A 24778-nucleotide genomic window follows, 5' to 3' on the forward strand; every position below is an offset into this window, starting at 1 on the left:
GGGCGCCGGGCGCCGGGCACCGGGCCGGGGCGGACGAGCCCGTCCGGCCGACAGGACCGCCGCTCGACGGGCGGTGTCGGCGGAGCGGGGGATACTGAGGGCATGCCGCTGTACCGGGACGAGTGCGTCGTGTTGCGCACCCACAAGCTCGGCGAGGCGGACCGCATCGTCACGATGCTCTCCCGGCAGCACGGCAAGATCCGGGCGGTCGCCAAGGGGGTCCGGCGCACGGCCTCGAAGTTCGGGTCGCGGCTGGAGCCCTTCATGGTCGTCGACGCCCAGTTCTACGAGGGCCGGTCGCTCGACATCGTCACGCAGGCCGAGAGCCTCGGGTCGTACGGCGCCCAGATCGTCACCGACTACGGGGCGTACACGGCGGCGAGTGCGATGGTCGAGACCGCCGACCGCCTGAGCGAGGCCGACGCCGGGCTCCAGCAGTACCTGCTGCTCGTCGGCGCCCTGCGCTCGCTGTCCCGGCGTGAGCACGTCGTCAGCGCCACCCTCGACTCGTACCTGCTCCGGGCGATGAGCATCGCGGGCTGGGCGCCGTCGTTCGGCGACTGCGCGGTGACGGGTGAGCCCGGCCCGCACACCGCCTTCGTCGTGCAGCTCGGCGGGGTGGTGACCGACCGGGCGGCCCCTCCCGGCACGCCGCGGCTCGACACCGACACGCTCGGGCTGCTCGGCGCGCTCCTCGCGGGCGACTGGGCGACGGTCGACGCCTCGGACGAGCGGACGCGGTCGCGCGCGTCCGGCGTGGTGGCGGCGTACGCCCAGTGGCACCTGGAACGATCGCTCCGGTCACTGCCGCACGTCGACCGCAGCGAACACCCCGCGCCGGTCGCCCCGGCCCCGGGAGGGGTGCCGGCAGCCGTGGCCGCCACCCCGGCACCCGCGGTGCCCGTCCCGTCCGACCACGAAGGAACCCCTGCATGAGCCCACGCCGGTCCGCCGAGTCCGAGGCGCTGAAGCCCGTCGACTGGACGGGGGAGCAGCCGCCCGCGATCCCGGCGCAGTTCGTGCCGGAGCACGTCGCGATCGTGATGGACGGCAACGGCCGGTGGGCGAACCAGCGCGGTCTCACCCGGGTCGAGGGGCACAAGGCCGGCGAGGCCTCGCTGCTCGACGTCGTCGCGGGCGCGATCCAGATCGGCGTCAAGCACGTCTCGGCGTACGCGTTCTCGACCGAGAACTGGAAGCGCTCCCCGGACGAGGTCCGCTTCCTGATGGGTTTCAACCGCGAGGTCATCCACCGGCGTCGGGACCAGCTCCACGAGTGGGGTGTGCGGGTGCGGTGGGCCGGTCGACGGCCGAAGCTCTGGCGGAGCGTGATCGACGAGCTGCAGACCGCGGAGCGGATGACCGCGGACAACGACGTCTGCACGCTGACGATGTGCGTGAACTACGGCGGGCGGAACGAGATCGTCGACGCCGTGCGCGGGATGGCCGAGGACGTCGCGGCCGGTCGCCTGAGGCCGAGCCAGGTGACGGAGAAGGCCCTCGCGAAGCGGCTCTACGTGCCCGAGCTGCCCGACGTCGACCTGTTCCTCCGCAGTTCTGGGGAGCAGCGGACGTCGAACTTCATGCTGTGGCAGTCGGCGTACGCCGAGATGGTGTTCCTCGACCGGCTCTGGCCGGACTTCCGGCGCACCGACCTGTGGGCGGCGATCGAGGAGTACGCGCGCCGCGACCGACGCTACGGCGGGGCGGTGGACGCGCCGACCGCCTGAGGCGAGGGGGCGTACCGGGCGGCCGGCGCGCCTCCAGACCGGCTCGTCAGCACCGACCCGTCAGCCGAGCAGGTGGGAGACCCCTCGCACCGCGTCGAGCGCTGCACGCACGCTCGGTACCCGGTCCGCTCCACGGGCGACGACCACCTCGACCCGCCGTGCGAGCGCATCGTCGGCGGGCGTCACCACGACCCCGGGCGGGATGACGGTGGCGGTGAGCGCGAGCCGGGGGAGCAGTGCGACACCGAGGCCGGCGGCCACGAGCCCGACGACCGCCGCGGCGTTGTCCGTCTCGAGCACGATCTCGGGCGTGAACCCGGAGGCCGCGCACGACGCGAGGAGGTGCCCCCGGCAGCGCGGACACCCGCCGATCCACCGCGCCTCGCGGAAGGCGGCGAGGTCGGCCACGCCACCGGGGAGCTCCGGTCGCGACGCCGTCACGAGCGCCAGCGGATCGCGTCCCAGCACCCGGATCGACAGGGTCTGGTCGGCCGCCGAGTCGTCCTGCGTGAAGGCGTGCGAGAACGTCAGCGCCACGTCGGCCTCACCGCGGCGGACGAGGTCGATCGCCTCGGGTGGTTCGGCCTCGACGTAGGAGGTCACGACGCCCGGACTGCTCTCCGCCATCGCGGCGAGCACCGGTGGGACGAGCGTCGACGACGCACTCGGGAACCCCGCGAGGCGCACCCGTCCGCGGGCGAGGCCGCCCACGGCGTCGAGGTCCTCACGCGCGGCGGCGAGGGCGGCCTCGACGTGCAGGGCGTGGTCCGCGAGCACCCGTCCCGACTCCGTCAGCGTCGCACCGCGGCCGCCGCGGAGCACCAGGTCGTGCCCGAGCCGCTGCTCCGCCCGCGCCAGCAGCTGGCTGACGGCGGGCTGGCTGTACCCGAGCGCCGCGGCCGCACGGCTGATCGACCCGCCGTCCCGGACGGCGAGCAGGACCCGGAGCAGCTGCGGTTCGATCGTCTCCACAACGCGATGTTATGGGACCGAGAAGAAGTCTGGCCTGGTGTGATGCCCGCTGGCAGCCGACGCTGGGGGCATGGACTCCTTCGTCGACGGCTCGGGCTACCTCGCGGCGTGCACCGCCGGCCTCCCCACGCAGCGCACGCTCGCGGCGCAGCGTGCAGACCTCGACGCGTGGTCGCGTGCCGAGAGCTCACCGGCGACGTACGGCGCCCTGGTCGAGGAGGGGCGGTCCCTGTTCGCCGGGATCGTCGACGTCGATCCCGCGCGGGTGGCCACCGGGTCGCAGACCTCGGCGATGGTGGCGGTCGTCGCCGCCTCGCTCCCGGACGGCGCCGAGGTCGTCGTGCCGGACGGCGACTTCAGCTCGGTCGTCTTCCCCTTCCTCGCCCAGGCCCACCGGGGCGTCACCGTGCGGAGCGTCCCGCTCGACCGCTTGGCCGACGCGGTCCGCCCCGGCACCGCGCTCGTCGCCTGGTCGGCGGTGCAGTCCGCGACGGGCGTGGTCACCGACCCCTCGGACGTCCTCGACGCGGCCCGCGCGGTCGGCGCCGCCACCCTCTGCGACCTCACCCAGGCGGCGGGCGTGCTCCCGGTGTCCGCGGCACCCTTCGACGTGACCGTCACCCACGCGTACAAGTGGCTGTGCGCTCCACGCGGGGTCGCCTTCGCGACCTTCTCCGACGCGGCGCTCGAGCGGCTCCGCCCCGTGCAGGCGGGCTGGTACGCGGGCGAGAACGTCTGGTCCTCCTGCTACGGCCCCGACATGCGGCTCGCCGCCGACGCCCGACGCTTCGACGTCTCCCCGGCCTGGCAGGCGTGGCCCGGGGCGGTCGCCGCACTGCGACACGTGGCGTCCGTCGATGCGGGGTCGGCCTGGAGGCACGCCACCCGACTCACGGACCGGCTCGCCGATGCGCTCGGTACAGCGCGGAGCGGGCAGGCGATCACGACCTTCCCGGACCCGGACGGTGCCGCGCTGCGCGCGCTCTCGGCAGCCGGGGTGACGGCGAGCGGTCGTGCCGGCCGGCTGCGGCTGGCGTTCCACCTCTGGAACGAGGACGCCGACGTGGACCGGGTGGTCGAGGTACTGGGGGACACGACCGCGTTCCGACCGGTGGACTGATCCGGCGTTCACAGGTCCGGACACCCGTGCCGACCGCGTCGGGCGGGCCGGTACGCTTGCCCGGTACCGTTCCCGCACCGGGCACCCAGTCCGGCGACCACAGGAGTCCCCCTTGGCACAGTCCTCCCGTCTCGACAGCGTCATCGCCCTGGCCAAGGGCCGTGGCTTCGTCTTCCAGTCGGGGGAGATCTACGGTGGATCCCGCTCCGCCTGGGACTACGGGCCCCTGGGCGTCGAGCTCAAGGAGAACATCAAGCGCCAGTGGTGGCAGCGGTTCGTCCGTGGCCGCGGCGACATGGTCGGCCTCGACTCCGCCGTCATCCTGCCGCGCAAGGTGTGGGAGGCCTCCGGGCACGTCGCGACCTTCACCGACCCGCTCGTCGAGTGCCTCCACTGCCACCACCGCTTCCGTGCCGACCACCTGGAGGAGGCGTTCGAGGCGAAGAAGGGCCGGAAGCCCGAGGGTGGGCTGACCGAGGTCCCGTGCCCGAACTGCGGTACCCGCGGTGAGTGGACCGAGCCCCGTGAGTTCTCCGGCATGCTCAAGACCTACCTCGGCCCGGTCGAGTCCGAAGAGGGCCTGAACTTCCTCCGCCCCGAGACGGCGCAGGGCATCTTCGTCGACTTCGCGCAGGTCGTGACGACGAGCCGCATGAAGCCCCCGTTCGGCATCGGTCAGGTCGGCAAGGCGTTCCGCAACGAGATCACGCCCGGCAACTTCATCTTCCGGACCCGCGAGTTCGAGCAGATGGAGATCGAGTACTTCGTGCCGCCGGCGGACGTCGACGAGCACTACGAGCGGTGGATCGCCGACTCGGTCGCGTTCTTCACCGACCTCGGCATCGACCCGGAGAACCTGCGCCGTTTCGACGTGCCCGACGGCGAGCGCGCGCACTACTCCGACGCCACGGCCGACATCGAGTACCGCTTCGGCTTCGCCGGCTCCGAGTGGGGCGAGCTCATGGGCGTCGCGAACCGCACCGACTTCGACCTGTCGAACCACATCGAGGCGTCCGGCAAGGACCTGCGGTTCTTCGACCAGGCCGCCAACGAGAAGTACGTGCCGTACGTCATCGAGCCGTCGTTCGGTCTCACCCGGGCGCTCATGGCGTTCCTGCTCGACGCGTACCACGAGGACGAGGCACCGAACGCGAAGGGCGGCGTCGACAAGCGCACGGTCCTGCGCCTCGACCCGCGTCTGGCGCCCGTCAAGGCCGCGGTGCTGCCGCTGTCCCGCAACGAGCAGCTGTCGCCCGTCGCCCGCGGCCTCGCCGACGACCTGCGGAAGTACTGGAACGTGGACTTCGACGACGCCGGTGCGATCGGGCGCCGCTACCGTCGCCACGACGAGATCGGCACCCCGTTCTGCATCACGGTCGACTTCGACACCCTCGACGACAAGGCCGTGACGGTGCGCGAGCGCGACACCATGTCGCAGGAGCGCGTCTCGCTCGACCAGCTGCAGGGCTACCTGGCACAGCGGCTGCTCGGCGCCTAGCGCGCCCGCCGCTCGGCCAGAAGCGCCGAACACCGGTGTCCCCGGAAGACACCGGTGTTCACGGGAGACACCCGCGTATCCGGGTGTTCGACACGTGGACACCGGTGCCTTCGTCACCTGTCCCACCGCGGGGCCGCGCAGCTGCGGCGCGGCGTGGAATAGGGTCGGCGCGGTCCGGCTTCCACCCGACATGAACGATTCCGTGAAGGTCGATGTCTGGTCGGACATCGCGTGTCCCTGGTGCTACATCGGCAAGCGGAAGTTCGAGGCCGGCGTCGCCGCCTTCGCGGCGTCCCCCGAGGCGCAGCCGGTGGAGGTCGAGTACCACTCCTTCGAGCTGAGCCCGGACACCCCCGTCGACTTCGAGGGCACCGAGGCCGAGTTCCTCTCGCAGCACAAGGGACTGCCCGTGCAGCAAGCCCAGCAGATGATCGACCTGGTCGCCGGCATCGCCGCGACCGTGGGCCTGCGCTACGACTACGACGCCCTGCGTCACACGAACACCGTCAAGGCGCACCAGGTCATCCACCTCGCCAAGCAGCACGGCAAGCAGCTCGAGATGGTCGAGCGGCTGTTCACCGCCTACTTCGAGCGTGGGGAGCACGTCGGGCAGGACGAGTCGCTGGCGGACCTCGGCGCGTCGGTCGGGTTGGACCGCGACGAAGTCCTCGCGACGCTGCGCGACGACGCGCAGCTCGCCGCCGTCCGTGCCGACCAGGCGCAGGCGCAGGCGTTCGGTGTCAACGGGGTGCCGTTCTTCGTCATCGACGGCAAGTACGGCGTCTCCGGTGCGCAGGACCCGACGGCCTTCGAGCAGGTGCTCCGCCAGGTCGTCGCGCTGCGCGACACCACTCCCGAGGAGCTCGCGGAACGGCAGCAGCGCGCCGCGGACGACGCGGCAGCGGACGCGGAGGCGACCCGGTGACGGGCGCGACGACCGGACCGGTCGACCCGGGCCTCCAGGCCGACGGTCGGGAGGCGCGCCCCGCCCTCCTGACGCTCGTCACGCCCGGTGCGGCGCCCGTCTGCGAGGGCGACAGCTGCTTCGTCCCGGGTGCCGAGGGGGACTGGAGCGAGGTCCCCGACTGAGGGCGTCCGTCCTAGCGGACGGGCTCCTCGTCGGTGATGTCCGCGACGGTCGCGTCGTACGCCGCCACGAGCGCGTCACCGTCGACGAAGGCGCTCGCGCCGTGGCGACCCGCACCGAGTGCGATGCGGCGGCCGAGCACCCGCTCGTCGGCGTAGACCGGCAGGCCGCCGGTCGCACCGATCGGGGTGATGGTGCCACGCTCGTAGCCCGAGGCCTCGAGTGCGGTGGCGGCGTCGGGCATCGAGAGCTTGTTCACGCCGACGACGGTGCGGAGCTTCTTCCAGGCGATGCTGCGGCCGCCCGGCACGAGCGCGAGCAGGAACCCGCCGTCGTGCCGCTTCACGACGAGGGTCTTCACGATGTCGGCGGGCTCGATGCCGAGCAGGCTGGCGGCGCCCTCGAGCGAGTCGGCGGCGGGACGCTCGACGACGTCCACCGAGAGCCCTCGCGCGGCGGCGTCGGCGTCGAACCGGGCGATGGCGGAGTCGGTCATGTGGAGAACGCTACCGGCGCGGACACGCGTGGGAGAATGAAGGACGTATGACGATCACCGACGCGCCCAGCACGGCGCCCCGCACAGCGAAGCCCCTGCGCATCGGCCCCATCGAGGTCGAAGCGCCGGTCGTGCTCGCACCGATGGCGGGCATCACGAACATGGCCTACCGCCGGCTCTGCCGCGAGTACGGCGCCGGTCTCTACGTCTGCGAGATGATCACCTCGCGCGCGCTGGTCGAACGCACGCCGGTGTCGATGCAGCTCATCCAGCACCACGAGTCGGAGACGCCGCGGTCCATCCAGCTGTACGGCGTCGAGCCGAACACCGTGGCCGAGGCCGCGACGATCCTGGTGGGCGAGGACCGCGCCGACCACATCGACCTCAACTTCGGGTGCCCGGTGCCGAAGGTCACGCGGAAGGGCGGGGGAGCGGCCCTGCCGTGGAAGCTCGACCTGTTCCAGGACCTCGTCACGAAGACGGTCAAGGCCGCGGGTGACGTCCCGGTCACGGTGAAGATGCGCAAGGGGATCGACGCCGACCACCTGACCTACCTCGATGCGGCGCGGATCGCCCGCGATGCCGGTGTCGCCGCGATCTCGCTGCACGCCCGCACCGCGAACGAGCACTACTCGGGGCACGCGGACTGGTCCGCGATCGCCACGCTGAAGGAAGCGATCACGGACATCCCGGTCCTCGGCAACGGCGACATCTGGTCCGCTGCCGACGCCCTCCGCATGGTCGACGAGACCGGCTGCGACGGCGTCGTGGTCGGCCGCGGGTGTCTCGGGCGGCCCTGGCTGTTCGGCGACCTCGCGGCGGCGTTCCGGGGTGAGGACGTCCGGGCGATGCCGTCCCTGGGCGACGTCGCGACCGCGTTCCGTCGGCACGCCGAGCTGCTCGTCGAGTTCTTCGGGTCCGAGGACCACGGGTGCCGCGACGCCCGGAAGCACGTGTCCTGGTACTTCAAGGGGTACCCGATCGGCGGCGACGTCCGCTCGGCGCTCTCGATGGCCTCGAGCCTGCAGGAGATCGACGACCTGCTCGGACAGCTCGACTGGTCGGCTCCGTACCCGGGTGCCGACGTCGAGGGACCGCGTGGCCGCGCCGGACACCCGAAGCGGACGGCGCTGCCGGACCGCTGGCTCGAGTCGCGCGACGTCGACGCCGAGTTCCGCAAGGTCCTCGCCGCCGCCGAGCTGCACCACAGCGGCGGATGAGCGCCACCGCCTCGTACGGGCCAGCCGACGCGGAGCGCTGGCTGCCCGAGACCCACGGCAACCGCCGCTCCGACTTCGCCCGTGACCGTGCTCGTCTGCTGCACTCGAGCGCGCTCCGACGCCTCGCTGCGAAGACCCAGGTGCTCAGCCCGACCACCGGACTCGACTTCGCCCGCAACCGCCTGACGCACTCGCTCGAGGTCGCGCAGGTCGGGCGTGAGCTCGCCGACTCGCTGGGGCTCGACCCGGACGTCGTGGACACCGCCTGCCTGGCGCACGACATCGGGCACCCGCCGTTCGGCCACAACGGCGAGACCGCCGTGAACGCCTGGGCGGTCGACATCGGCGGCTTCGAGGGGAACGCGCAGACGTTGCGACTGCTCACCCGGCTCGAGCCGAAGGTCTACGGCGACGGACCGGACGACGACCGGCCGTACGGGCTCAACCTGACCCGGGCGTCGCTCGACGCGAGCTGCAAGTACCCGTGGCCGGCGGCGCAGGGCGTGGCCGAGGCGTCCTCGGGGCGGACGAAGTTCGGGTTCTACGACGACGACCACGACGCGTTCGCGTGGCTCCGCAAGGGCGCTCCGCGTCGGCAGCGGTGCATCGAGGCGCAGGTCATGGACCTGTCGGACGACATCGCGTACTCGGTGCACGACTTCGAGGACGCGGTCGTGGCGGGCTTCATCGACGTCGCGGCGCTCGGCGACCGGGTGGGCGAGAACGACATCGTGACCGCCATGCACGCCTGGGTCGGGTCCGACCTCAGCCGAGACGAACTGCTCGAGGCGTTCGACCGACTGCGGTCGATGCCGCTCTGGATGACGTCGTACGACGGGTCCCGCCGGGACATGGCGCGGCTCAAGAACCTGACGTCGCAGCTGATCGGCCGGTTCGCGCGCACGGCGACCGCGGCGACGCGGGAGTCCTACGCGTCCGGCTCCCTGGTGCGGTTCGCGGCGTCGGTCGTCACGCCGCCGGAGATCATCGGCGAGATCGCGGTGCTCAAGGGGATCGTCGCGGCGTTCGTGATGACCCACGGCGACCGACAGCCGGTGTACGAGGACCAGCGTCGGGTGCTCACCGAGCTCCTCGACGCGCTGGCGGCGACGGGCAGCGCGGACCTCGAGCCGGGGTTCGCGGCGGACTGGCGTGCGGCGCCGGACGACACCGGGCGACTGCGCGCGGTGGTGGACCAGGTCGCGAGCCTGACCGACCAGGGCGCGCTCGCGTGGCACAAGCGGCTGGTCGTCGGCGACCGTGAGACGACGCACATCCCGGTCTGAGGACACCCGCGAGCGCCGGCCCGGCAGGACGTCACGATGCGGCCGAGACGCCGCCGTACCGCTGAGACGCCGCCGTCCCGCTGAGACGCCGCCGTGCGGCCCCGACACCCGGGGGACCGCCGAGACGCCGCCGTGCGGGCGGGACGCCGCCGGATCTCGGGCCGTCTCGGCGACGTGCGGGCGTCTCGCCACGACGCCGGCGTCTCGACGCCACCAGGTGCGAGCGGCGGCCGCCCGCCCGACCCGCACCGCGCCTCCCGTCTGGGGGATCGACCCGATCATTCCGTCCGGCCCGATCATTCCGTCCGGCCCGATCATTCCGTCCGGCCCGTCCACAGCCGCCGCGATCGTCCGCCGCGATCGTCCACACGAACTAGGATCGAGGGGTGGCTGGCAGGATCGCGCGGAACGACATCGACGAGGTCCGCTCGCGTGTCAACATCGCCGACGTCGTCGGCGACCACGTGACGCTGAAGTCGGCGGGTGTCGGCTCGCTCAAGGGTCTCTGTCCCTTCCACGACGAGCGTTCCCCGTCCTTCCACGTGCGCCCGCAGGTGGGGCGGTACCACTGCTTCGGGTGCGGTGAGGACGGCGACGTCTTCGAGTTCATCATCAAGATGGACCACACCACGTTCCAGGAAGCGGTCGAGCGGATGGCCGCGAAGATCGGCTTCACGCTCCACTACGAAGAGGGTGACGGCCCGCGCACCGACTACAACCAGCGCGCACGGCTGATCGCCGCGAACGAGGCGGCGCTCGAGTTCTTCCAGTCACAGCTCACCTCCGCGGCCGCCGAGCCGGCCCGGCGGTTCCTCGGGGAGCGCGGGTTCGACCCGGCGGCGGCGCAGCACTTCGGCGTCGGGTTCGCTCCGCAGTCGTACGACGCCACGCGTGAGCACCTGCGCAGCCGCGGCTTCTCGATGGACGAGATCCTCGCCGCGGGCCTCGCCGGGCAGGGCGACCGCTCGCCCTACGACCGGTTCCGCGGGCGGCTCATGTGGCCGATCCGCGACGTCACCGGCGCGACGATCGGCTTCGGCGCCCGGCGCCTGCTCGACGACGACAAGGGCCCGAAGTACCTCAACACCCCCGAGACGCCGATCTACCACAAGAGCCAGGTGCTCTACGGGCTGGACCTGGCGCGACGGGACATCTCCAAGGGCAAGCAGGTCGTCATCGTCGAGGGCTACACGGACGTCATGGCGTGCCACCTCGCCGGTGTGACGACCGCCGTCGCGACGTGTGGGACGTCGTTCGGCGTCGACCACATCAAGGTCCTCCGCCCGATGCTCGGCGACGTCAGCGGTGCCGACCCGAACGCGAACGGCGAGGTCGTCTTCACCTTCGACCCGGACGAGGCCGGTCAGCGCGCTGCTTCCCGGGCGTTCGCCGAGGAGCAGCGCTTCGCTGCGCAGACGTTCGTCGCGGTGGCGCCCGGTGGGCTCGATCCGTGCGACCTGCGCCTCGCGCGCGGCGACGACGCGATCCGCCGACTGGTCGGTGCGAAGCGTCCGATGTTCGAGTTCATGATCCGGCGGACCCTCGACGGCCACGACCTCGAGACGGTCGAGGGACGCGTGAGCGCCCTGCGGGCGGCCGCACCCGTCCTCGCGGGCATCCGTGACCGGTCACTGACACAGGGCTACGTCCGCGAGCTCGCCGGGTGGCTCGGCATGGACATCCCCGAGGTGCGGCGTGCCGTCGACTCGGCCCGACAGCGTGCGACAGCCGCCCGGAACGACCGGACGGGAGGCACGGTGCCGGTCGGTCAGGCGGGCCCCGGCGGCGAGCTGGTCGCCCCGCCCGAGGAACCCGTGGCCGGGTTGCGCCTGCTGCCGAACGACCCGATCACCCGGATGGAGCGCGACGCCGTGATGGCGATGGTGCAGCAGCCGGCGTACGTCGGGGCGCCGCTCATCTGGCTCGCTGCCGGTGCCACGTTCTCGGCGCCGATGCTGTCGGTCGTGCGGGACGCCGTCGTCGCCAACGTCGAGTCCATCGGCGCGGGGGACTGGCTCGACCGGTTGCTGCAGGACGTCCCGGCGCCGTTCCGTGCGCTCGTGCAGGAGCTCGCGCTCGCGCCGATCCCCGCCCGGACGGACGAGGACCTCGCGCTCTACGCCCGCAGCATCGTCGTGGCGCTGGTCGAGCGGGACCTGCTCGCACGCAAGGCCTCGTTGCTCGGGCAGCTGCAGCGGGCGGACCCGCACGAGCAGTCCGACCGGCGCGCGGAGATCCAGCGCCAGCTCGTCGACATCGACGCGCAGCGGATGCGGCTCCGCGCCGACGCCGAGGCCGCTGCGCAGGGCTGAGTCCCTCCGGCCGGCCGTCGACCCGGAGCAGGCCCTCCCGCGGCCGTTCCGGTCCTTCCGGTCCTTCCGGTCGCTCTGGCGTTGCGGCCCTTCCGGGTGTCGCGGCCCTTCCGGTCGCTGCGGTCGTTCCGGTCGCACGACTTGCCGCGCGCGGTCGACCTGGTCGCGGGACTTGCCGTAGCGACCGGAACTGAGCGGCATGTCGTGCGACCACAACCCGAGCCCTGTCCCGCGTCGGCCGGCGACGTCGAGCGTGATGGATGTCGCCCGCTCGGCGAACCAAGAGCGAACCGGGTGCGAGCGCGATCGAGGCCCAGGACGGCGCGCGAGCGCCCCGGTTGCACGACGCAACTTTCCTGCGTGACACGCCGTGTGACCACGCGCGCATCATGCGCCAGGCGGCACGCTCGTGCATTACAAGGGTGTAAACAAATGTCCCTCGAATCGTGGAGTTCCGTGTCAGGGTGGTACCAATGAGCGTTCCCGGCGGGCTCCACAGTCGTTCCACCGCCCGCCGAGGACCCCTTGTGGACCATCACCAAGAGAGAGAGCGGACATGGCATCCGTGACCAAGTGGGGCAAGCGCGGCATCGCGCTCGGCGCCGGCGCAGCAGCGACGGCGCTGGTGCTGACCGGCTGCGCGAGCAGCAGCGTCTCCGACACCGAACTGAACGGCCTGAGCATCGGGACGACGGACAAGATCACGTCCCTCGACCCGGCCGGTTCCTACGACAACGGCTCCTTCGCCGTGCAGAACCAGGTGTTCCCGTTCCTCATGAACACCCCGGTCGGTAGCCCCGACGTCGAGCCGGACATCGCCGAGAGCGCGGAGTTCACGGACGACACCACCTACACGGTGAAGCTCAAGAGCGGGCTGACGTTCGCGAACGGGAACGAACTGACCTCGAGCGACGTGAAGTTCTCGTTCGAGCGCGAGCTGAAGATCAACAACGAGAACGGCCCGCAGTCCCTGCTCGCCAACCTCAAGAGCATCGACACCCCGGACGACACCACCGTCGTCTTCACCCTCGACCACGCCGACCAGACGTGGCCGCAGGTGCTCTCCAGCCCCGCCGGCCCGATCGTCGACGAAGAGGTCTTCTCGCCGGACGAGCTGACCAGCGCCGACGACATCGTGGAGGGCAAGGCGTTCGCCGGGCAGTACGAGATCTCCTCGTACAAGGAGAACGACACGATCCAGTACACGGCGAACCCGGAGTACGACGGGCTCCTCGGCAAGGCGAAGACCGACGAGGTCACCGCCAGCTACTACACCAAGGAGACCGACCTCAAGCTCGCCGTGGAGAAGGGCGACGTCGACGTGGCGTACCGCTCGCTGACGCCGACCGACATCGCGGACCTCCGCAAGGACGACTCGCTCACGGTCACCGACGGCCCCGGCGGGGAGATCCGCTACATGGTCTTCAACCTCAACACCCAGCCCTTCGGTGCCGACCAGTCCGACGCGGACGAGGCGAAGGCCCTCGCGGTGCGGCAGGCCGTGGCGGACGTCGTCGACCGTGCGGCGATCGCCGAGGAGGTCTACAACGACACCTACTCGCCCCTGTACTCGATGGTGCCGGACGGTCTGACGGGTGCGGCGAAGCCGTTCGAGGAGCTCTACGGCGACGGCGACGGCGGCCCGGACGTCGACAAGGCCAAGGAGACGCTCGAGGAGGCCGGTGTCACGGGCAAGGTGCAGATCGACCTGCAGTACTCGCCCGACCACTACGGCTCGACCTCCGACGACGAGTACGCGGCGATCAAGACCCAGCTCGAGAACTCGGGCCTCTTCACCGTCAACCTGCAGTCGACCGTCTGGACGACGTACTCGCAGGAGCGCGTGAACGACGCGTACCCGGTCTACCAGCTCGGTTGGTTCCCGGACTTCTCGGACGCGGACAACTACCTGTCGCCGTTCTTCTCGAAGGACAACTTCGTGCAGAACCACTACGACGACGCCGAGATCCAGGACCTCATCGCCCAGGAGCAGCAGGAGTCCGACCCGTCGAAGCGCGCGGACCTGATCGAGCAGGCGCAGGAGCGCGAGGCCACGCAGATCTCGACGCTGCCGCTCCTGCAGGGCAAGTCCGTCGCGGTCGCGTCGAAGGACGTCAAGGGCCTGACCCTCGACTCCTCGTACAAGTTCCGCTACGCCACCCTCTCCAAGTAACACCGGCGTCGGCCCACGGGGGCGTTCCCACGAGGAACGCCCCCGTGGCCGCGTCCCGAACGGCACCGAAAGGCACGCGTCCCCGTGACCCTCAGCACCCCCGAGGCGACTTCGGAGCTGGCGACAGACCCCACCAAACCGCAGGCACAGCGACGTGCCCGCGGGCAGGGTGGCGGGCTCGGCCGGTACATCCTCGTCCGCTTCCTCCTCATCTTCCCGACCGTCTTCATCCTGGTGACGTTGGTCTTCTTCCTGATGCGCGTCATCGGGAACCCGATCACGGCGTCGGTCGGCGGTCGGCTCACGCCCGACCAGCTGCAGGAGCGTCTGCACGCGGCGGGGTACGACCGTCCGGTGTTCGTGCAGTACCTGGAGTACCTCGGCAACATCGTCCGCGGCGACTTCGGCACGACGTCGACGGACAACCGGCCGATCACCGAGATCATCGTCACCTACGGCGGTGCGACCGCCGAGCTCGTGTTCTACGCGCTGATCGTCGCCCTGCTGCTCGGCATCCCGCTCGGCATGTTCGCCGCCTACGTGCGCGACAAGTGGCCCGACGTGCTGTTCCGGGCGCTGGCGATCCTCACCTACGCGACGCCGGTGTTCTTCGGCGGCCTGCTGCTGAAGCTCGTCTTCTCGGTCTGGCTCGACTGGCTCCCGCTGGGCGACCGGGCGTCGACCCGGGTCTCGCTCATCCTCGACAACATCCCCGGCGCGTCGGGCATCTACATCATCGACGCGCTCCGCACGGGGAACGCGCAGATCATCGGCGACGTGTTGTCGCACGCGGTCCTGCCGGCCCTGACGCTCGGGCTGCTCACCGCCGGCATCTTCCTGCGCCTGGTGCGCGCCAACATGATCGGCTCGCTCGGCTCCGAGTACGTCGACGCGGCCCGCTCGCGCGGCGTCCGGGAGGCGCGGCTCGTCCGCACCCACGCGTTCCGTCCGGCCCTGGTCCCGATCATCACCGTGATGGGTCTGCAGATCGCCATGCTGCTGGGCGGTTCGGTGCTCACCGAGACCACCTTCGGATGGCGGGGACTCGGCTTCGAGCTCAACCAGTACCTGTCCGCTCGCGACTTCGTCGCCGTCCAGGGCATCGTCGCGATGCTCGCGGTGATCGTCGCGGTGACGAACTTCGTCGTCGACGTCGTCGCGGCGCTCATCGACCCGAGAGTGAGGTTCTAGCGATGGCCGACACCTCGCTCGTCGACCGCCACGAGCCGCTCTGGAAGCGGCTGCCCGTGGTGGTCCAGCTCCGCAAGAGCACCGGCTGGCAGCGCGGCATGCTCATCACCGGTGTGGTCATCTGCGCGCTGTACCTCGTGATCGCGGTCGCCGCCCCGCTCATCGCGCCCTACGGGTTCGGTCAGCTCCAGGACGCCGACGGACAGAGCTTCCCGCGCACCGGTGCCCCGAGCGCCGAGCACGTCTGGGGCACGACCGTCGGTGGCTTCGACGTGTTCAGCCGCGTCGTCTTCGGCGCCCGCACCGCGGTCCTGGTCGTGATCGTCGCGGTCGTCGTCTCGATCACCATCGGGGTGGTCCTCGGCATGGTCTCCGGCTACATCGGCGGCTGGCTCGACCGGATCCTCGTCGTGGTCGCCGACGCGATCTACGCGTTCCCGTCGCTGCTCCTGGCGATCGTCGTGTCGATCGTCATCTCGGGCGGCAACTCGAGCTACGCCGGCGGCATCGTCGCAGCGGCCATCTCGATCACCGTGGTCTACGTCCCGCAGTACTTCCGCGTCGTCCGCGCCGAGGCCGTGCGCCTGAAGAACGAGGCGTTCGTCGAGTCCGCCCGGGTGATCGGCACGAACCCGTGGCGCATCATGACCCGTCACGTGCTCCGCAACTCGACCCGGTCGCTGCCGCTGATCCTGACGCTCAACGCGAGCGACGCGATCCTGACGCTCGCCGGCCTCGGCTTCCTCGGCTTCGGCATCGGCCCGACGGCCGGTGCCGAGTGGGGGTACGACCTCAGCCGCGCGCTGTCCGACGTCGCGTCCGGCGTCTGGTGGACCGGTGTCTTCCCGGGCGTCGCGATCGTCGTGCTCGTGCTCGGCGTGACCTTCATCGGCGAGAGCCTCAACGACATCTCCGACCCGCGTCTGCGCGCCCGTCGCCGGCTCTCACAGCTGGTGTCGACGAAGCGCCGGGCGAGCAACACGGAAGGGGCGGCCGCATGACGGACGCAACGGGCCAGCCGGGCGCATCGACGCGCCTCCAGGCAGGCGACACCTCCACCGCTCCGGTCGCCGTCGTCGACGACCTGACCGTCACCTTCGCCACCGACAACGGCGCCGTCGACGCGGTGAAGGGCGTGAGCCTCGACGTCCGCCCCGGCGAGGTCCTCGCCCTGGTCGGCGAGTCGGGCTCGGGCAAGTCGGTCACGGCGCGGAGCATGCTCCGGCTCATGCCGGAGACCGCGACGCTCGGCGGCGCGGTGTACCTCGACGGCACCGACGTGGTCAGTGTCGGCGCGCAGAAGCTCCGCGAGCTCCGCGGCACCGCCGGTGCCATGGTGTTCCAGGAGCCGTCGACCGCCCTGAACCCGGTGTTCACGGTCGGCTGGCAGATCGCCGAGGGCCTCCGGGCGCACGGCGGTGTGTCCAAGAAGGAAGCCCGCGCCAAGGCGATCGACTACCTGCGCCGCGTCGGCATCCCCGACCCGGAAGAGCGCGTCGATCACTACCCGCACCAGTTCTCGGGCGGACAGAAGCAGCGCGTCGTCATCGCGTCCGCCCTCGCCCTCGAGCCGAGCGTCATCATCGCCGACGAGCCGACCACGGCCCTCGACGTCACGGTGCAGGCGGAGATCCTCGACCTGCTCCGGCGCTGCCGTGACGAGTTCGGCGCGGCGATCGTCATCATCACGCACAACATGGGCGTCGTCGCCGACCTGGCCGACCGCGTCGCCGTGATGTACCAGGGCGAGGTCGTCGAGGAGGCGCCGGTCCGCGAGCTCTTCGCGAGCCCGAAGGCCGACTACACGAAGCGCCTGCTCGCCGCGGTGCCGCGCCTCGAGGCGTCCACGGGCGCCGCTCGGCGCGCCGCCATCGCCACGGACGTCGAGCCGCTCGTCCGGGCGCGTGGACTCGAGATCGAGTACCCGGGCCGCCTGGGCGCACCGGCGTTCAAGGCGGTGAAGGGCGTCGACCTCGACGTCCGTCCCGGCGAGGTCCTCGGCCTGGTGGGGGAGTCCGGCTCCGGCAAGACCACCATCGGGCGGGCGATCGCCGGCCTGACGAGGATCACCGGCGGCTCGCTGGAGGTCCTCGGCACGGAGATGCTCGGGTACCGCGAGCGTGACTTCAAGCGCCACCGGAAGGACATCGGGTTCGTCTTCCAGGACCCGGCGACGTCGTTCAACCCGCTGCTGACCATCGCCGAGTGCGTCGCCGAGCCGCTCGTCGTGCACGGCGAGGTCGCGAACCCGCGGGCCGCGCGGCAGCGTGTCGGGGAACTGCTCGAGATGGTGCAGCTGCCGGCGTCGTACGGCGACCGGTACCCGCACGAGCTCTCCGGCGGGCAGCGGCAGCGTGCCTCGCTCGCGCGGTCGATCGCGCTCCGGCCGAAGCTGCTCATCGCGGACGAGCCGACGAGTGCGCTCGACGTGTCCGTGCAGGCCCGCGTCCTGGAGCTCTTCCTGGAGCTGCAGCAGGACCTGGGCTTCGCGTCGCTGTTCATCAGTCACGACCTCGCCGTCGTCGGCGCGCTGTCCGACCGGATCGCGGTGCTCTACCGCGGCGACCTGGTCGAGACGGGTACGACCGCCGAGGTCCTCGGCGCGCCGCAGCACCCTTACACGCAGCGTCTCCTGGCGTCGCTGCCGGTGCCGGACCCGGCGGAACAGGCGGAGCGACGGCGTACGCTGGTGGAACTGGAGAACGCCGGGTCCTGACCCGACGTGACCGGCCTGGAGGCGCGGCGTGCGTCGTCGGCGCACGCCGCGCCTCCAGGCCGTCACCTCCACCGCACCACACACGACGGTGCCGCTCACCCCGGTCCGTCGCGAACCGCCGCCAGGGGGCGGCGCGGAAGGGGATCCATGATCGCGGTGAACGGCCCGGCGGTCGTCGCAGACGACGTCTCGATCGAGTACCGGGGCGTGCGCGGCGCGGCCCCCATCCGGGCGGTGGACGGCGTCAGCCTCACCGTGCGGCAGGGCGAGATCCTCGCGCTGCTCGGCGAGTCCGGGTCCGGCAAGTCCACCTTCGCCGCCGCGGTCGCCGGGCAGCTCGGTGCCACGGGCGAGGGTGAGGGCGCGCACCGGCGACACATCGCCGGCGGCGAGCTCACGGTGCTCGGACAGCGGGTGCGCGGACTCCGCCCCAGCTCGCGGAAGGCGCAGCGCCTCACCGGACGCATCGGCTACCTGCCGCAGGACGCGGCGGACCGGCTGAGCCCTGACCTGACCGTCGGCGAGGCGATCGCCGAACCCATCTACGTCCGCGACCGGCGGTTCGACCGCAAGGAGGCCGGGCTCATCGTCGCCCGCCTGGTCGACGCCGTGCACCTCCCGCTCGGGGTGATGCGGCTGAACACCTGGGAGCTGTCGAGCGGTCAGCGGCAGCGGGTGGCCCTCGCCCGCGCCCTGGTGCTCGAGCCGCAGCTGCTCGTCGCGGACGAACCGGCGCGCGGCGTCGACGTCCTCGTCCGTCAGTCGGTCCTCGAAGCGCTCGCGAACCTGCAGGTCGGACGCCGTTTCTCCGCCGTCGTCGTGTCGAGCGACCTCCGCGAGGCCCGAGCGCTCGCGGACCGCGTCGCCGTCATGGCCGAGGGGCGTCTGGTCGGCCTCGGCACCTTCGACGAGGTCCTCGACAACCCGGTCGACCCCTACGTGCGGACCCTCGCCGCGACCGCCGCACGGCCGGTGAAGCGCCGGCCGGGAACCCCGACGGCACCCCGTCGGTCGTCGGCGCCCCGCCGTCCGGTCGGCGCCGGGACCGGGCCGCGCGTCGAGCGTCAGGAGAACGCATGAGCACCACGACCGCAGCCGGCGCCCGCGGGCACCGCGCCGTCGTCACGGACGCCGGAGCACCGCTGCCCGTCGACCCGCCCGTGGCCGGACCGGTCGCGATCCTGCCGTCGGCAGCGGACCTGCACGCCGACGCCGTGCGTCAGGCCGGCGGCACGGTCGGGGAACTCGGCGACGACACGCGGGGCATCGTGTGGCTCGACGCCCGCGACCCCGACGGGCTCGAGGCCGCGCTCGCGCAGGCCCCCGCCGTCGGTTGGGTGCAGCTCCCCTTCGCCGGCGTCGACGCCTTCGCCCACCTGATCGAGTCGCACGGCGACCGCGTGCTCTTCACCTCGGCGAAGGGTGCCTACGCCGAACCCGTCGCCGAGCACGCGCTCGCGCTGACGCTCGCCACGCTGCGGGTGCTGCAGAAGCGTGCCCGTGCCACGTCGTGGGCGACCGAGCCCGAGGGCGTCTCGTTGTACGGGCGGAACGTCGTCGTGATCGGTGCGGGCGGCATCGCGTTGGAGTACATCCGGCTCGTGGCGCCGTTCGAGGTCTCGGTGACGGTGGTGCGACGATCGGCCGATCCCGTGCCCGGTGCCGACCGCACGGTGACGACCGACGCGCTCGACGAGGTCCTGCCGGACGCCGACGTCGTCGTGGTCGCGGCGGCGATGACCTCGGGTACGGCGAAGCTGTTCGACGCCCGTCGGATCGGGCTCATGAAACCGTCGGCCCGTCTCGTCAACATCGCCCGCGGGGGACTGGTGGACACCGACGCGCTCGTCACGGCGCTGCGCGAGGGCACGATCGCGGCCGCGGCACTCGACGTCACCGACCCGGAGCCGCTCCCGGACGGGCACCCGCTGTGGGACGAGCCGGGCGCGATCATCACGCCCCACCAGGCGGACACACCGGACATGGTGGCGCCCCTGCTCGCCGAGCGGGTCCGGGCGAACAGCGAGGCGTTCCTGGCCGGCTCGGGCTCGGGGTTCGTGGGCGTCGTCGACCCCGCTGCGGGGTACTGAGCGCCGCGGCGGGCGCCGTCCTCGTGGGCGGCGCGCCCGGGATGCGGCGCCGATGCGCGGACCGGGCCTCCGGTGCTGCTATGCTGTTACCCGTTGTTCGCGAGACATTCGCCAGCGGACAGTGATCCTCGATAGCTCAATTGGCAGAGCAGCCGGCTGTTAACCGGCAGGTTGTTGGTTCGAGTCCAACTCGGGGAGCATCAGGTCCTCACCCTCTGGGTGGGGACCTTCTGCGTTCCACGAGGTCCATCCGCCTCCCCGGGGCCGTCCTTCCCCGCTGCTAGCCTGAGCCAGCGCACCCAGATCCACGGAAGGCCATCGTTCGATGTCGTTGACCCAGGAGTCCGTCACCGGGCACACCACCGGTGCGCGACGTGATGTGGTCCTCGGACACGTGGCCCGTGCCCTGTCCTCCCGCACCGCGTTCGTCGTGGTGCTGGTCGCGTTCCTGCTCCTCGGGTTCTTCTTCGCGATCACGATCCACGTGCCGGCATCGGCCGCTCCGGACGAGGTCCGGCACATCGGCAACATCATGTTCTACGCGGCGCGCCCCTGGACGGCCGGACCCTTCGTCCACGACGCCCCGGAGTCGACGCTCCGGCTCGGCGAGGTGACGCGCTTCCCGGCGTACCTCTACTACTACGTGATGTCGTTCCCGGCGAAGGCGGCCCTGGCGGTCGGCCTCGACCAGGAGCGCACCGTGATGGTCCTGCGCGGGATCGACGTGCTCGCGGCCGGTGCCGGTCTGTACGCCCTCCGGGTGATGTTCCGGAACGCCGGCGTCCCGACCGCGATCGGGCTGCTCGCCATCGTGACGACCGCCTTCACCGGGCGGTACGTCTGGCAGGCCGCGACGATCAGCTACGACGCCCCGTCGATGGCGGCCTTCTTCCTGTTCGCTGCGGTGGCGGTCAAGGTCGCGCGCGGTGGGGGACTCCGGACCCTGGCCTGGCTGGTCGTGACCGCGATGCTGGCGGTCATGCTGAAGTACTCGCAGGTGCCGCTGCTCCTGGCCGGCGCGTTCTTCGCGATCCTGTTCCGGTACCGGGTCGACGGGTTCTCGTGGCTCCGGCACCCGGTGCGCCGCGCGGTGACGGGCTTCCGGGAGCGCCCGGGGCGGTCCGTCGTGCTCGTCGTGGTCGGCGCCGTGCTCCTCGCCCTCGTGCTCGAGCGGTTCGGCGTGAACCTGCTCGTCCACCGGGCGCTGAACCCGGACTGCGCCGAGATCCACAGCCGTGCGGCCTGCATGGACTTCGACATCTTCCGGCGCAACTACAACGCGTCCCGGGCGCACGACCTGGCCGCCGCCGCCGGCACCCTCGAGCCGTTCCACCCGATCGCGTTCCTCTGGACGTGGGTCACGACCTACTTCCGGTCGCTGTTCTTCTTCTGGGGTCCGACGCTGTCGTGGCGGCCGAACACCGGCGTGGTCCTGTTCGGCGGGACCGTGCTCGTCGCCGCGGTCGTGGTCACGGTCACGCAGCTCCGGCGCGTGCTGCGCTCCGCATCCCTCTGGTGGCTGGTGGCCGTCCCGGTCGCCTACACGCTCGCCGTGCTGTGCTTCAACGCCGCGACCGCGGTCAACCTGCGACAGGAGTTCGCCTTCTCCGGACGATACCTGCTGCCGGTGCTGCCGATGATCGCCGCGGTGGTCCTGCTCGGCGTGACCTCGTGGCTGTACCGACTGCAGGGGCGGGCTGCGACGACCGCGTGGGTCGTCGTCGCCGTCGTCGGCGTCGTGCTGTTCGCGCTCTACAACCCGGTCAGTGCCTTCTTCCCCTACGCGTCGTCACCGGCGTGGTACTCCGGCTGGGCGCAGGGCGTCCTGCCGCACTGGGTGACCGGGGTGCGCTCGTGACCGCGGCGCCGCGCACCCGGACCGTCCTCGTCGTGGTGTTGACGGTCCTGTTCTTCGTGGTCATCGGCGTGGCCGCGTTCGCCCGCACGGGCGGCACCGGTGCCGGCGAGCGCCGGGTCGGCTCCTGTGTGGTGCAGACGGTCCCGCAGCCCGGGTCGGTCACGACGTGCGCGCGCCTGGACCTCACGGACGCCGACCTCGCCACCCAGGACCTCCGACTGGCCGACCTCCACGGAGCCTCCCTGCGTGGCGCCGACCTGCGGCAGGCGGTGCTCTTCGGTGCGGACCTGCGCGGGGCCGATCTGCGCGGTGCCGACCTGCAAGGCGTCGATCTGTACGCTGCCGACCTCACCGGGGCGGACCTGCGGCAGGCGAGTCTCGTCGGCGCGAACCTCGTCGGTGCCGACATCACCGACGCCCACATCGACGGCGTCGACCTGACGGACGCGAAGATCGCCGGGCTGACGGTGCGCGGCACGCCGATGGAGCTCGCCGACCGTACGGTCCGCAGCCCGGACGGCGAGCGCGTCAGCGTGCGCATCCAACTCGAGCTCCCGCGGGGCGTGTCGTCACGCAGCTGCGTCGGGCAGGTCGTGCGTGCCGACGTCGGCACGACCGAGGTCAGGTGCCGGATGAGCACCGAGGCGCGCGAGGGCCGCCTCGACCAGCGAGCGACGATCACCGTCACGGGGTCGTCCCGCTGAGTCACGGCGCGCACGACCGTGGGTGCCGAGGAGGGCGCGACAGGCCGTGACCGTCGCGTGCGCCTGTGCGTCGGCCGGACCGGGGACGGCAGGGGACGGCAGGGGAGGGACGCCGAGCGCGGCGTGCGCGTCAATGCCGGTCAGCGGCGACCCACCGGAAGCTGTTAGCGTTCACAGGTGACCATCGTGCGCCGGACCCTCGCAGCGGCGCTCGTCGTCGTGGGTGCCCTCGGGTTCGTGGGCTGCACGGCGGGCGCGGATCCGGAGCGGGACGACCCGGTCGACCAGGACTCGACCTCCGAGGTGACGTCGTCGGGCAGCGCGCCGATCGTCTTCGCGTTCGTCTGCGACGACGGCGGTGTGGACAGCGGCGGCGAGGACGCGTCCGAGACGTACACGACGTACGCCGCCGTGTGGGAGGCGGATCACACCGACTGCCGAGCCGAACGCATCACCGGGACGGAGATGTCCGCGCAGCAGCGCGCGGCCGTGCGGGCGACCGACGGCCGCGCATCGCTCGAGGAGCTCGCCGCGACCTGCGCGGAGCGCGGGGTGGCGCCGTGGCGGTCCTCCGTCGAGACCACCGCGCAGGCGGACCTCGCCGCCGGACTCCTCGAGTACTGCCCCGGTCATCCGGACCACCACCGCCTGCGGGACGCGCTCGCGGCCCACCGGGGCTGAGCCGGGCCTCCCGGCCGTCAGCCCTCGGGGTGGTCGCGTCCGGGCAGCCAGGACTTGCCGGGTCCGCCCCAGCTGCTCCTGCGGATCGCCTTGGCGACCTGCTTGCCGTACGGGTGTGCGAGCCGGTCGGCGTACAGGTAGCCGTCGAGGTGGTCGTACTCGTGCTGGAAGATGCGGGCGAGCCAGCCGTGGGCCTCGACCTCGAACGGATCGCCGTGCTCGTCCACCGCACGGAGCAGGACGCCCTCGGCGCGGCGCAGCGGGAAACGCTCACCCGGGATCGAGAGGCAGCCCTCGGACTCGTCGTCCTCGTCGAGCTCCTCGACGGACTCGGGGACGGGCGGGGTCGTCCACAGCACGGGGTTCACGGCGACGCCGCGGTGCAGCACGTCCTCGTCGTCCGTCCAGGAGTAGACGAAGAGCCGCTTGCCGATCCCGACCTGCGGGCCGGCGAGCCCGACCCCGGGAGCCAGGTCCATCGTCTCGTACATGTCCCGCACCAGGGCACGGAGGTCGTCGTCGAACGCGGTGACCTCCGATGCACGCTCGTGCAGGACGGGTTCGCCGGTGATGCGGATCGGGAGCACGGCCATTCACCCAGGTTATCCGGCGCAGACCGGTAGCCTCGACCCGTGACGACCGACCTCCCGATCCCGGAAGCGGTCAACCTGACCCCGTTCCAAGCCCTGATGATCCCCGTCGCACTCGTCGGCGCGGTCTTCCTGTCACTCGGGGCGCAGTACCAGAGCCGCGGCGTGCAGCGGGTCGAGGCGCGACTCGGACGGCAGTCGAAGGGGCTGTCGGTCCGGCACGTGGTCGCGCTCCTCACGAGCGGCTGGTGGGTGCTCGGCACGCTCATGCTCGGGTTGGCCGTCGTGCTGCAGCTCATCAGCATCACGAACGCCCCGCTCATCGTCGTGCAGCCCCTCGGCGCCGTCGCCCTGGTGATCACGACGTGGTTCTCGTCCCGCTCCAGCGGTGTGCCGCTCGGGCAGCAGGCCCGACGGGCGGTGTGGACGTGCATCATCGGCGTCGGGATCTTCGTCGCCATCGCGGCGTTCGTCGGTCGCGAGAACGCGATCACCCGCGAGCAGCTCGTCACGATCCTGCTCGTCCTGGCGGTGGTCCTCGTGATCGTCCTCGTCTCCTTCCGGCTCGCGGCGAGGCGGGCGAGCGCGCTGTACTACATCGTCGGCGCCGGCGTCCTCTACGGGTTCGTGGCGACGCTCGCGAAGGTCGTGCTCAACCGCTTCCTGCACGGCACCGTCGACTGGCTGACCGCGATCGCCATCGCCGGGGTCGTCGTGGCGGCAGCACTCGGCGGGTACTTCGTGCAGAACGCGTACTCGAGCGGGTCCGCCGACCTGGTGATCGCGGGGCTGACCGTGATCGACCCGATCGTGGCGGTGGGCATCGGCGTCATCGTGCTCGGCGAGGCCGCCGGGGCCCCGTGGATCGCCGTGGTCGGGTTCCTCGTGGCAGCGGTGGTCGCCATCGCCGGGGTGTTCCTGCTCGCGAAGCACCACCCGGAGACCCGGCGCTGAGCAGACCGGGGGCCGTGGGAGTCGGGCCGGGGGATCACCCGCGAGGCTGACGCGGGCCCTCGCGACGGTGCGGTACCGTCGAGGCCCGACCAGCAATCGC

The 24778-nt window shown here is 71.8% G+C and carries 22 protein-coding genes and 1 tRNA gene; 20 read left to right on the forward strand and 3 right to left on the reverse strand.

The annotated features are described in order from the left end of the window. The first annotated feature begins 102 nt into the window (after positions 1-102). Positions 103-936 carry a DNA repair protein RecO gene (gene recO, locus DEJ23_RS00210; RefSeq protein WP_111238282.1) on the forward strand — a complete coding sequence of 278 codons (834 nt, stop codon included), beginning with the start codon at positions 103-105 and terminating at the stop codon, positions 934-936. Further along, positions 933-1730, forward strand: a complete 798-nt coding sequence (locus tag DEJ23_RS00215; RefSeq protein WP_111238283.1) for an isoprenyl transferase — start codon at positions 933-935, stop codon at positions 1728-1730. The genes recO and DEJ23_RS00215 overlap by 4 nt, the downstream gene beginning before the upstream one ends. Positions 1731-1790: 60 nt before the next feature. Here the strand turns inward: DEJ23_RS00215 and DEJ23_RS00220 are convergent, their stop codons facing one another. Then, complete coding sequence (locus DEJ23_RS00220; protein ID WP_111238284.1) at positions 1791-2702, reverse strand: LysR family transcriptional regulator; 912 nt, start codon at positions 2700-2702, stop codon at positions 1791-1793. Between the two features lie 70 nt (positions 2703-2772). Here DEJ23_RS00220 and DEJ23_RS00225 point away from each other — a divergent pair, with 70 nt between their 5' ends. The 4 genes from DEJ23_RS00225 to DEJ23_RS15550 all read left to right on the forward strand — a co-directional run bounded on the left by DEJ23_RS00225 (position 2773) and on the right by DEJ23_RS15550 (position 6409). Further along, positions 2773-3822: an aminotransferase class V-fold PLP-dependent enzyme gene (locus tag DEJ23_RS00225; protein ID WP_111238285.1), complete on the forward strand. Its 1050-nt coding sequence runs from the start codon at positions 2773-2775 to the stop codon at positions 3820-3822. A 112-nt stretch (positions 3823-3934) separates the two neighbouring features. Then, positions 3935-5320, forward strand: a complete 1386-nt coding sequence (locus DEJ23_RS00230) for a glycine--tRNA ligase (RefSeq protein WP_111238286.1) — start codon at positions 3935-3937, stop codon at positions 5318-5320. A gap of 190 nt (positions 5321-5510) precedes the next feature. After that, complete coding sequence (locus tag DEJ23_RS00235; protein ID WP_111238287.1) at positions 5511-6245, forward strand: DsbA family protein; 735 nt, start codon at positions 5511-5513, stop codon at positions 6243-6245. After that, positions 6242-6409 carry a hypothetical protein gene (locus DEJ23_RS15550; RefSeq protein ID WP_181429044.1) on the forward strand — a complete coding sequence of 56 codons (168 nt, stop codon included), beginning with the start codon at positions 6242-6244 and terminating at the stop codon, positions 6407-6409. Before DEJ23_RS00235 ends, DEJ23_RS15550 begins: the two co-directional genes overlap by 4 nt. A gap of 11 nt (positions 6410-6420) precedes the next feature. On the opposite strand, the gene DEJ23_RS00240 is transcribed toward DEJ23_RS15550, so the two are convergent. Further along, positions 6421-6903, reverse strand: a complete 483-nt coding sequence (locus DEJ23_RS00240; protein WP_111238288.1) for an aminoacyl-tRNA deacylase — start codon at positions 6901-6903, stop codon at positions 6421-6423. Between the two features lie 47 nt (positions 6904-6950). Between DEJ23_RS00240 and dusB the strand changes: the two genes are divergently transcribed. The 13 genes from dusB to DEJ23_RS00305 all read left to right on the forward strand — a co-directional run bounded on the left by dusB (position 6951) and on the right by DEJ23_RS00305 (position 23134). Continuing rightward, on the forward strand, positions 6951-8123 hold the full coding sequence (gene dusB, locus DEJ23_RS00245; RefSeq protein ID WP_111238289.1) for a tRNA dihydrouridine synthase DusB: 1173 nt from the start codon (positions 6951-6953) through the stop codon (positions 8121-8123). Continuing rightward, a complete protein-coding gene (locus DEJ23_RS00250; protein WP_111238290.1) occupies positions 8120-9409 on the forward strand; it encodes a deoxyguanosinetriphosphate triphosphohydrolase in 1290 nt (429 codons plus the stop codon). The genes dusB and DEJ23_RS00250 overlap by 4 nt, the downstream gene beginning before the upstream one ends. A gap of 386 nt (positions 9410-9795) precedes the next feature. Beyond that, positions 9796-11721 carry a DNA primase gene (dnaG, locus tag DEJ23_RS00255; protein ID WP_111238291.1) on the forward strand — a complete coding sequence of 642 codons (1926 nt, stop codon included), beginning with the start codon at positions 9796-9798 and terminating at the stop codon, positions 11719-11721. Positions 11722-12277: 556 nt separating this feature from the next. Further along, on the forward strand, positions 12278-13894 hold the full coding sequence (locus DEJ23_RS00260) for an ABC transporter substrate-binding protein (RefSeq protein WP_111238292.1): 1617 nt from the start codon (positions 12278-12280) through the stop codon (positions 13892-13894). Positions 13895-13978: 84 nt separating this feature from the next. Continuing rightward, a complete protein-coding gene (locus DEJ23_RS00265) occupies positions 13979-15085 on the forward strand; it encodes an ABC transporter permease (RefSeq protein ID WP_181429045.1) in 1107 nt (368 codons plus the stop codon). A 2-nt stretch (positions 15086-15087) separates the two neighbouring features. Further along, on the forward strand, positions 15088-16086 hold the full coding sequence (locus tag DEJ23_RS00270; protein ID WP_111238293.1) for an ABC transporter permease: 999 nt from the start codon (positions 15088-15090) through the stop codon (positions 16084-16086). Continuing rightward, entirely contained in the window at positions 16083-17801 is a 1719-nt protein-coding gene (locus tag DEJ23_RS00275; RefSeq protein ID WP_258375172.1) for an ABC transporter ATP-binding protein, read from the forward strand. Before DEJ23_RS00270 ends, DEJ23_RS00275 begins: the two co-directional genes overlap by 4 nt. Positions 17802-17948: 147 nt before the next feature. Beyond that, a complete protein-coding gene (locus DEJ23_RS00280) occupies positions 17949-18881 on the forward strand; it encodes an ATP-binding cassette domain-containing protein (protein ID WP_111238294.1) in 933 nt (310 codons plus the stop codon). Further along, a complete protein-coding gene (locus DEJ23_RS00285; RefSeq protein ID WP_111238295.1) occupies positions 18878-19891 on the forward strand; it encodes a D-isomer specific 2-hydroxyacid dehydrogenase family protein in 1014 nt (337 codons plus the stop codon). The genes DEJ23_RS00280 and DEJ23_RS00285 overlap by 4 nt, the downstream gene beginning before the upstream one ends. A gap of 125 nt (positions 19892-20016) precedes the next feature. After that, positions 20017-20089, forward strand: a tRNA-Asn gene (locus DEJ23_RS00290). Positions 20090-20216: 127 nt separating this feature from the next. Next, positions 20217-21749 (forward strand): hypothetical protein, encoded by a 1533-nt coding sequence (locus DEJ23_RS15860; RefSeq protein ID WP_111238296.1) that lies wholly within the window; start codon positions 20217-20219, stop codon positions 21747-21749. Between the two features lie 32 nt (positions 21750-21781). Next, the gene (locus tag DEJ23_RS15990; RefSeq protein ID WP_111238693.1) at positions 21782-22453 is read left to right on the forward strand and encodes a pentapeptide repeat-containing protein; all 672 of its coding nucleotides are present in this window, start codon (positions 21782-21784) and stop codon (positions 22451-22453) included. A 177-nt stretch (positions 22454-22630) separates the two neighbouring features. Further along, positions 22631-23134 (forward strand): hypothetical protein, encoded by a 504-nt coding sequence (locus DEJ23_RS00305; RefSeq protein WP_111238297.1) that lies wholly within the window; start codon positions 22631-22633, stop codon positions 23132-23134. A gap of 17 nt (positions 23135-23151) precedes the next feature. On the opposite strand, the gene def is transcribed toward DEJ23_RS00305, so the two are convergent. Next, positions 23152-23727, reverse strand: a complete 576-nt coding sequence (gene def, locus DEJ23_RS00310; RefSeq protein ID WP_111238298.1) for a peptide deformylase — start codon at positions 23725-23727, stop codon at positions 23152-23154. A gap of 39 nt (positions 23728-23766) precedes the next feature. On the opposite strand from def, the gene DEJ23_RS00315 reads away from it, so the two are divergent. After that, positions 23767-24678 (forward strand): DMT family transporter, encoded by a 912-nt coding sequence (locus DEJ23_RS00315; protein ID WP_181429046.1) that lies wholly within the window; start codon positions 23767-23769, stop codon positions 24676-24678. The last annotated feature ends 100 nt before the right edge of the window (positions 24679-24778 follow it).

This window comes from Curtobacterium sp. MCSS17_008 (genome assembly GCF_003234185.1).
Lineage (GTDB): Bacteria > Actinomycetota > Actinomycetes > Actinomycetales > Microbacteriaceae > Curtobacterium.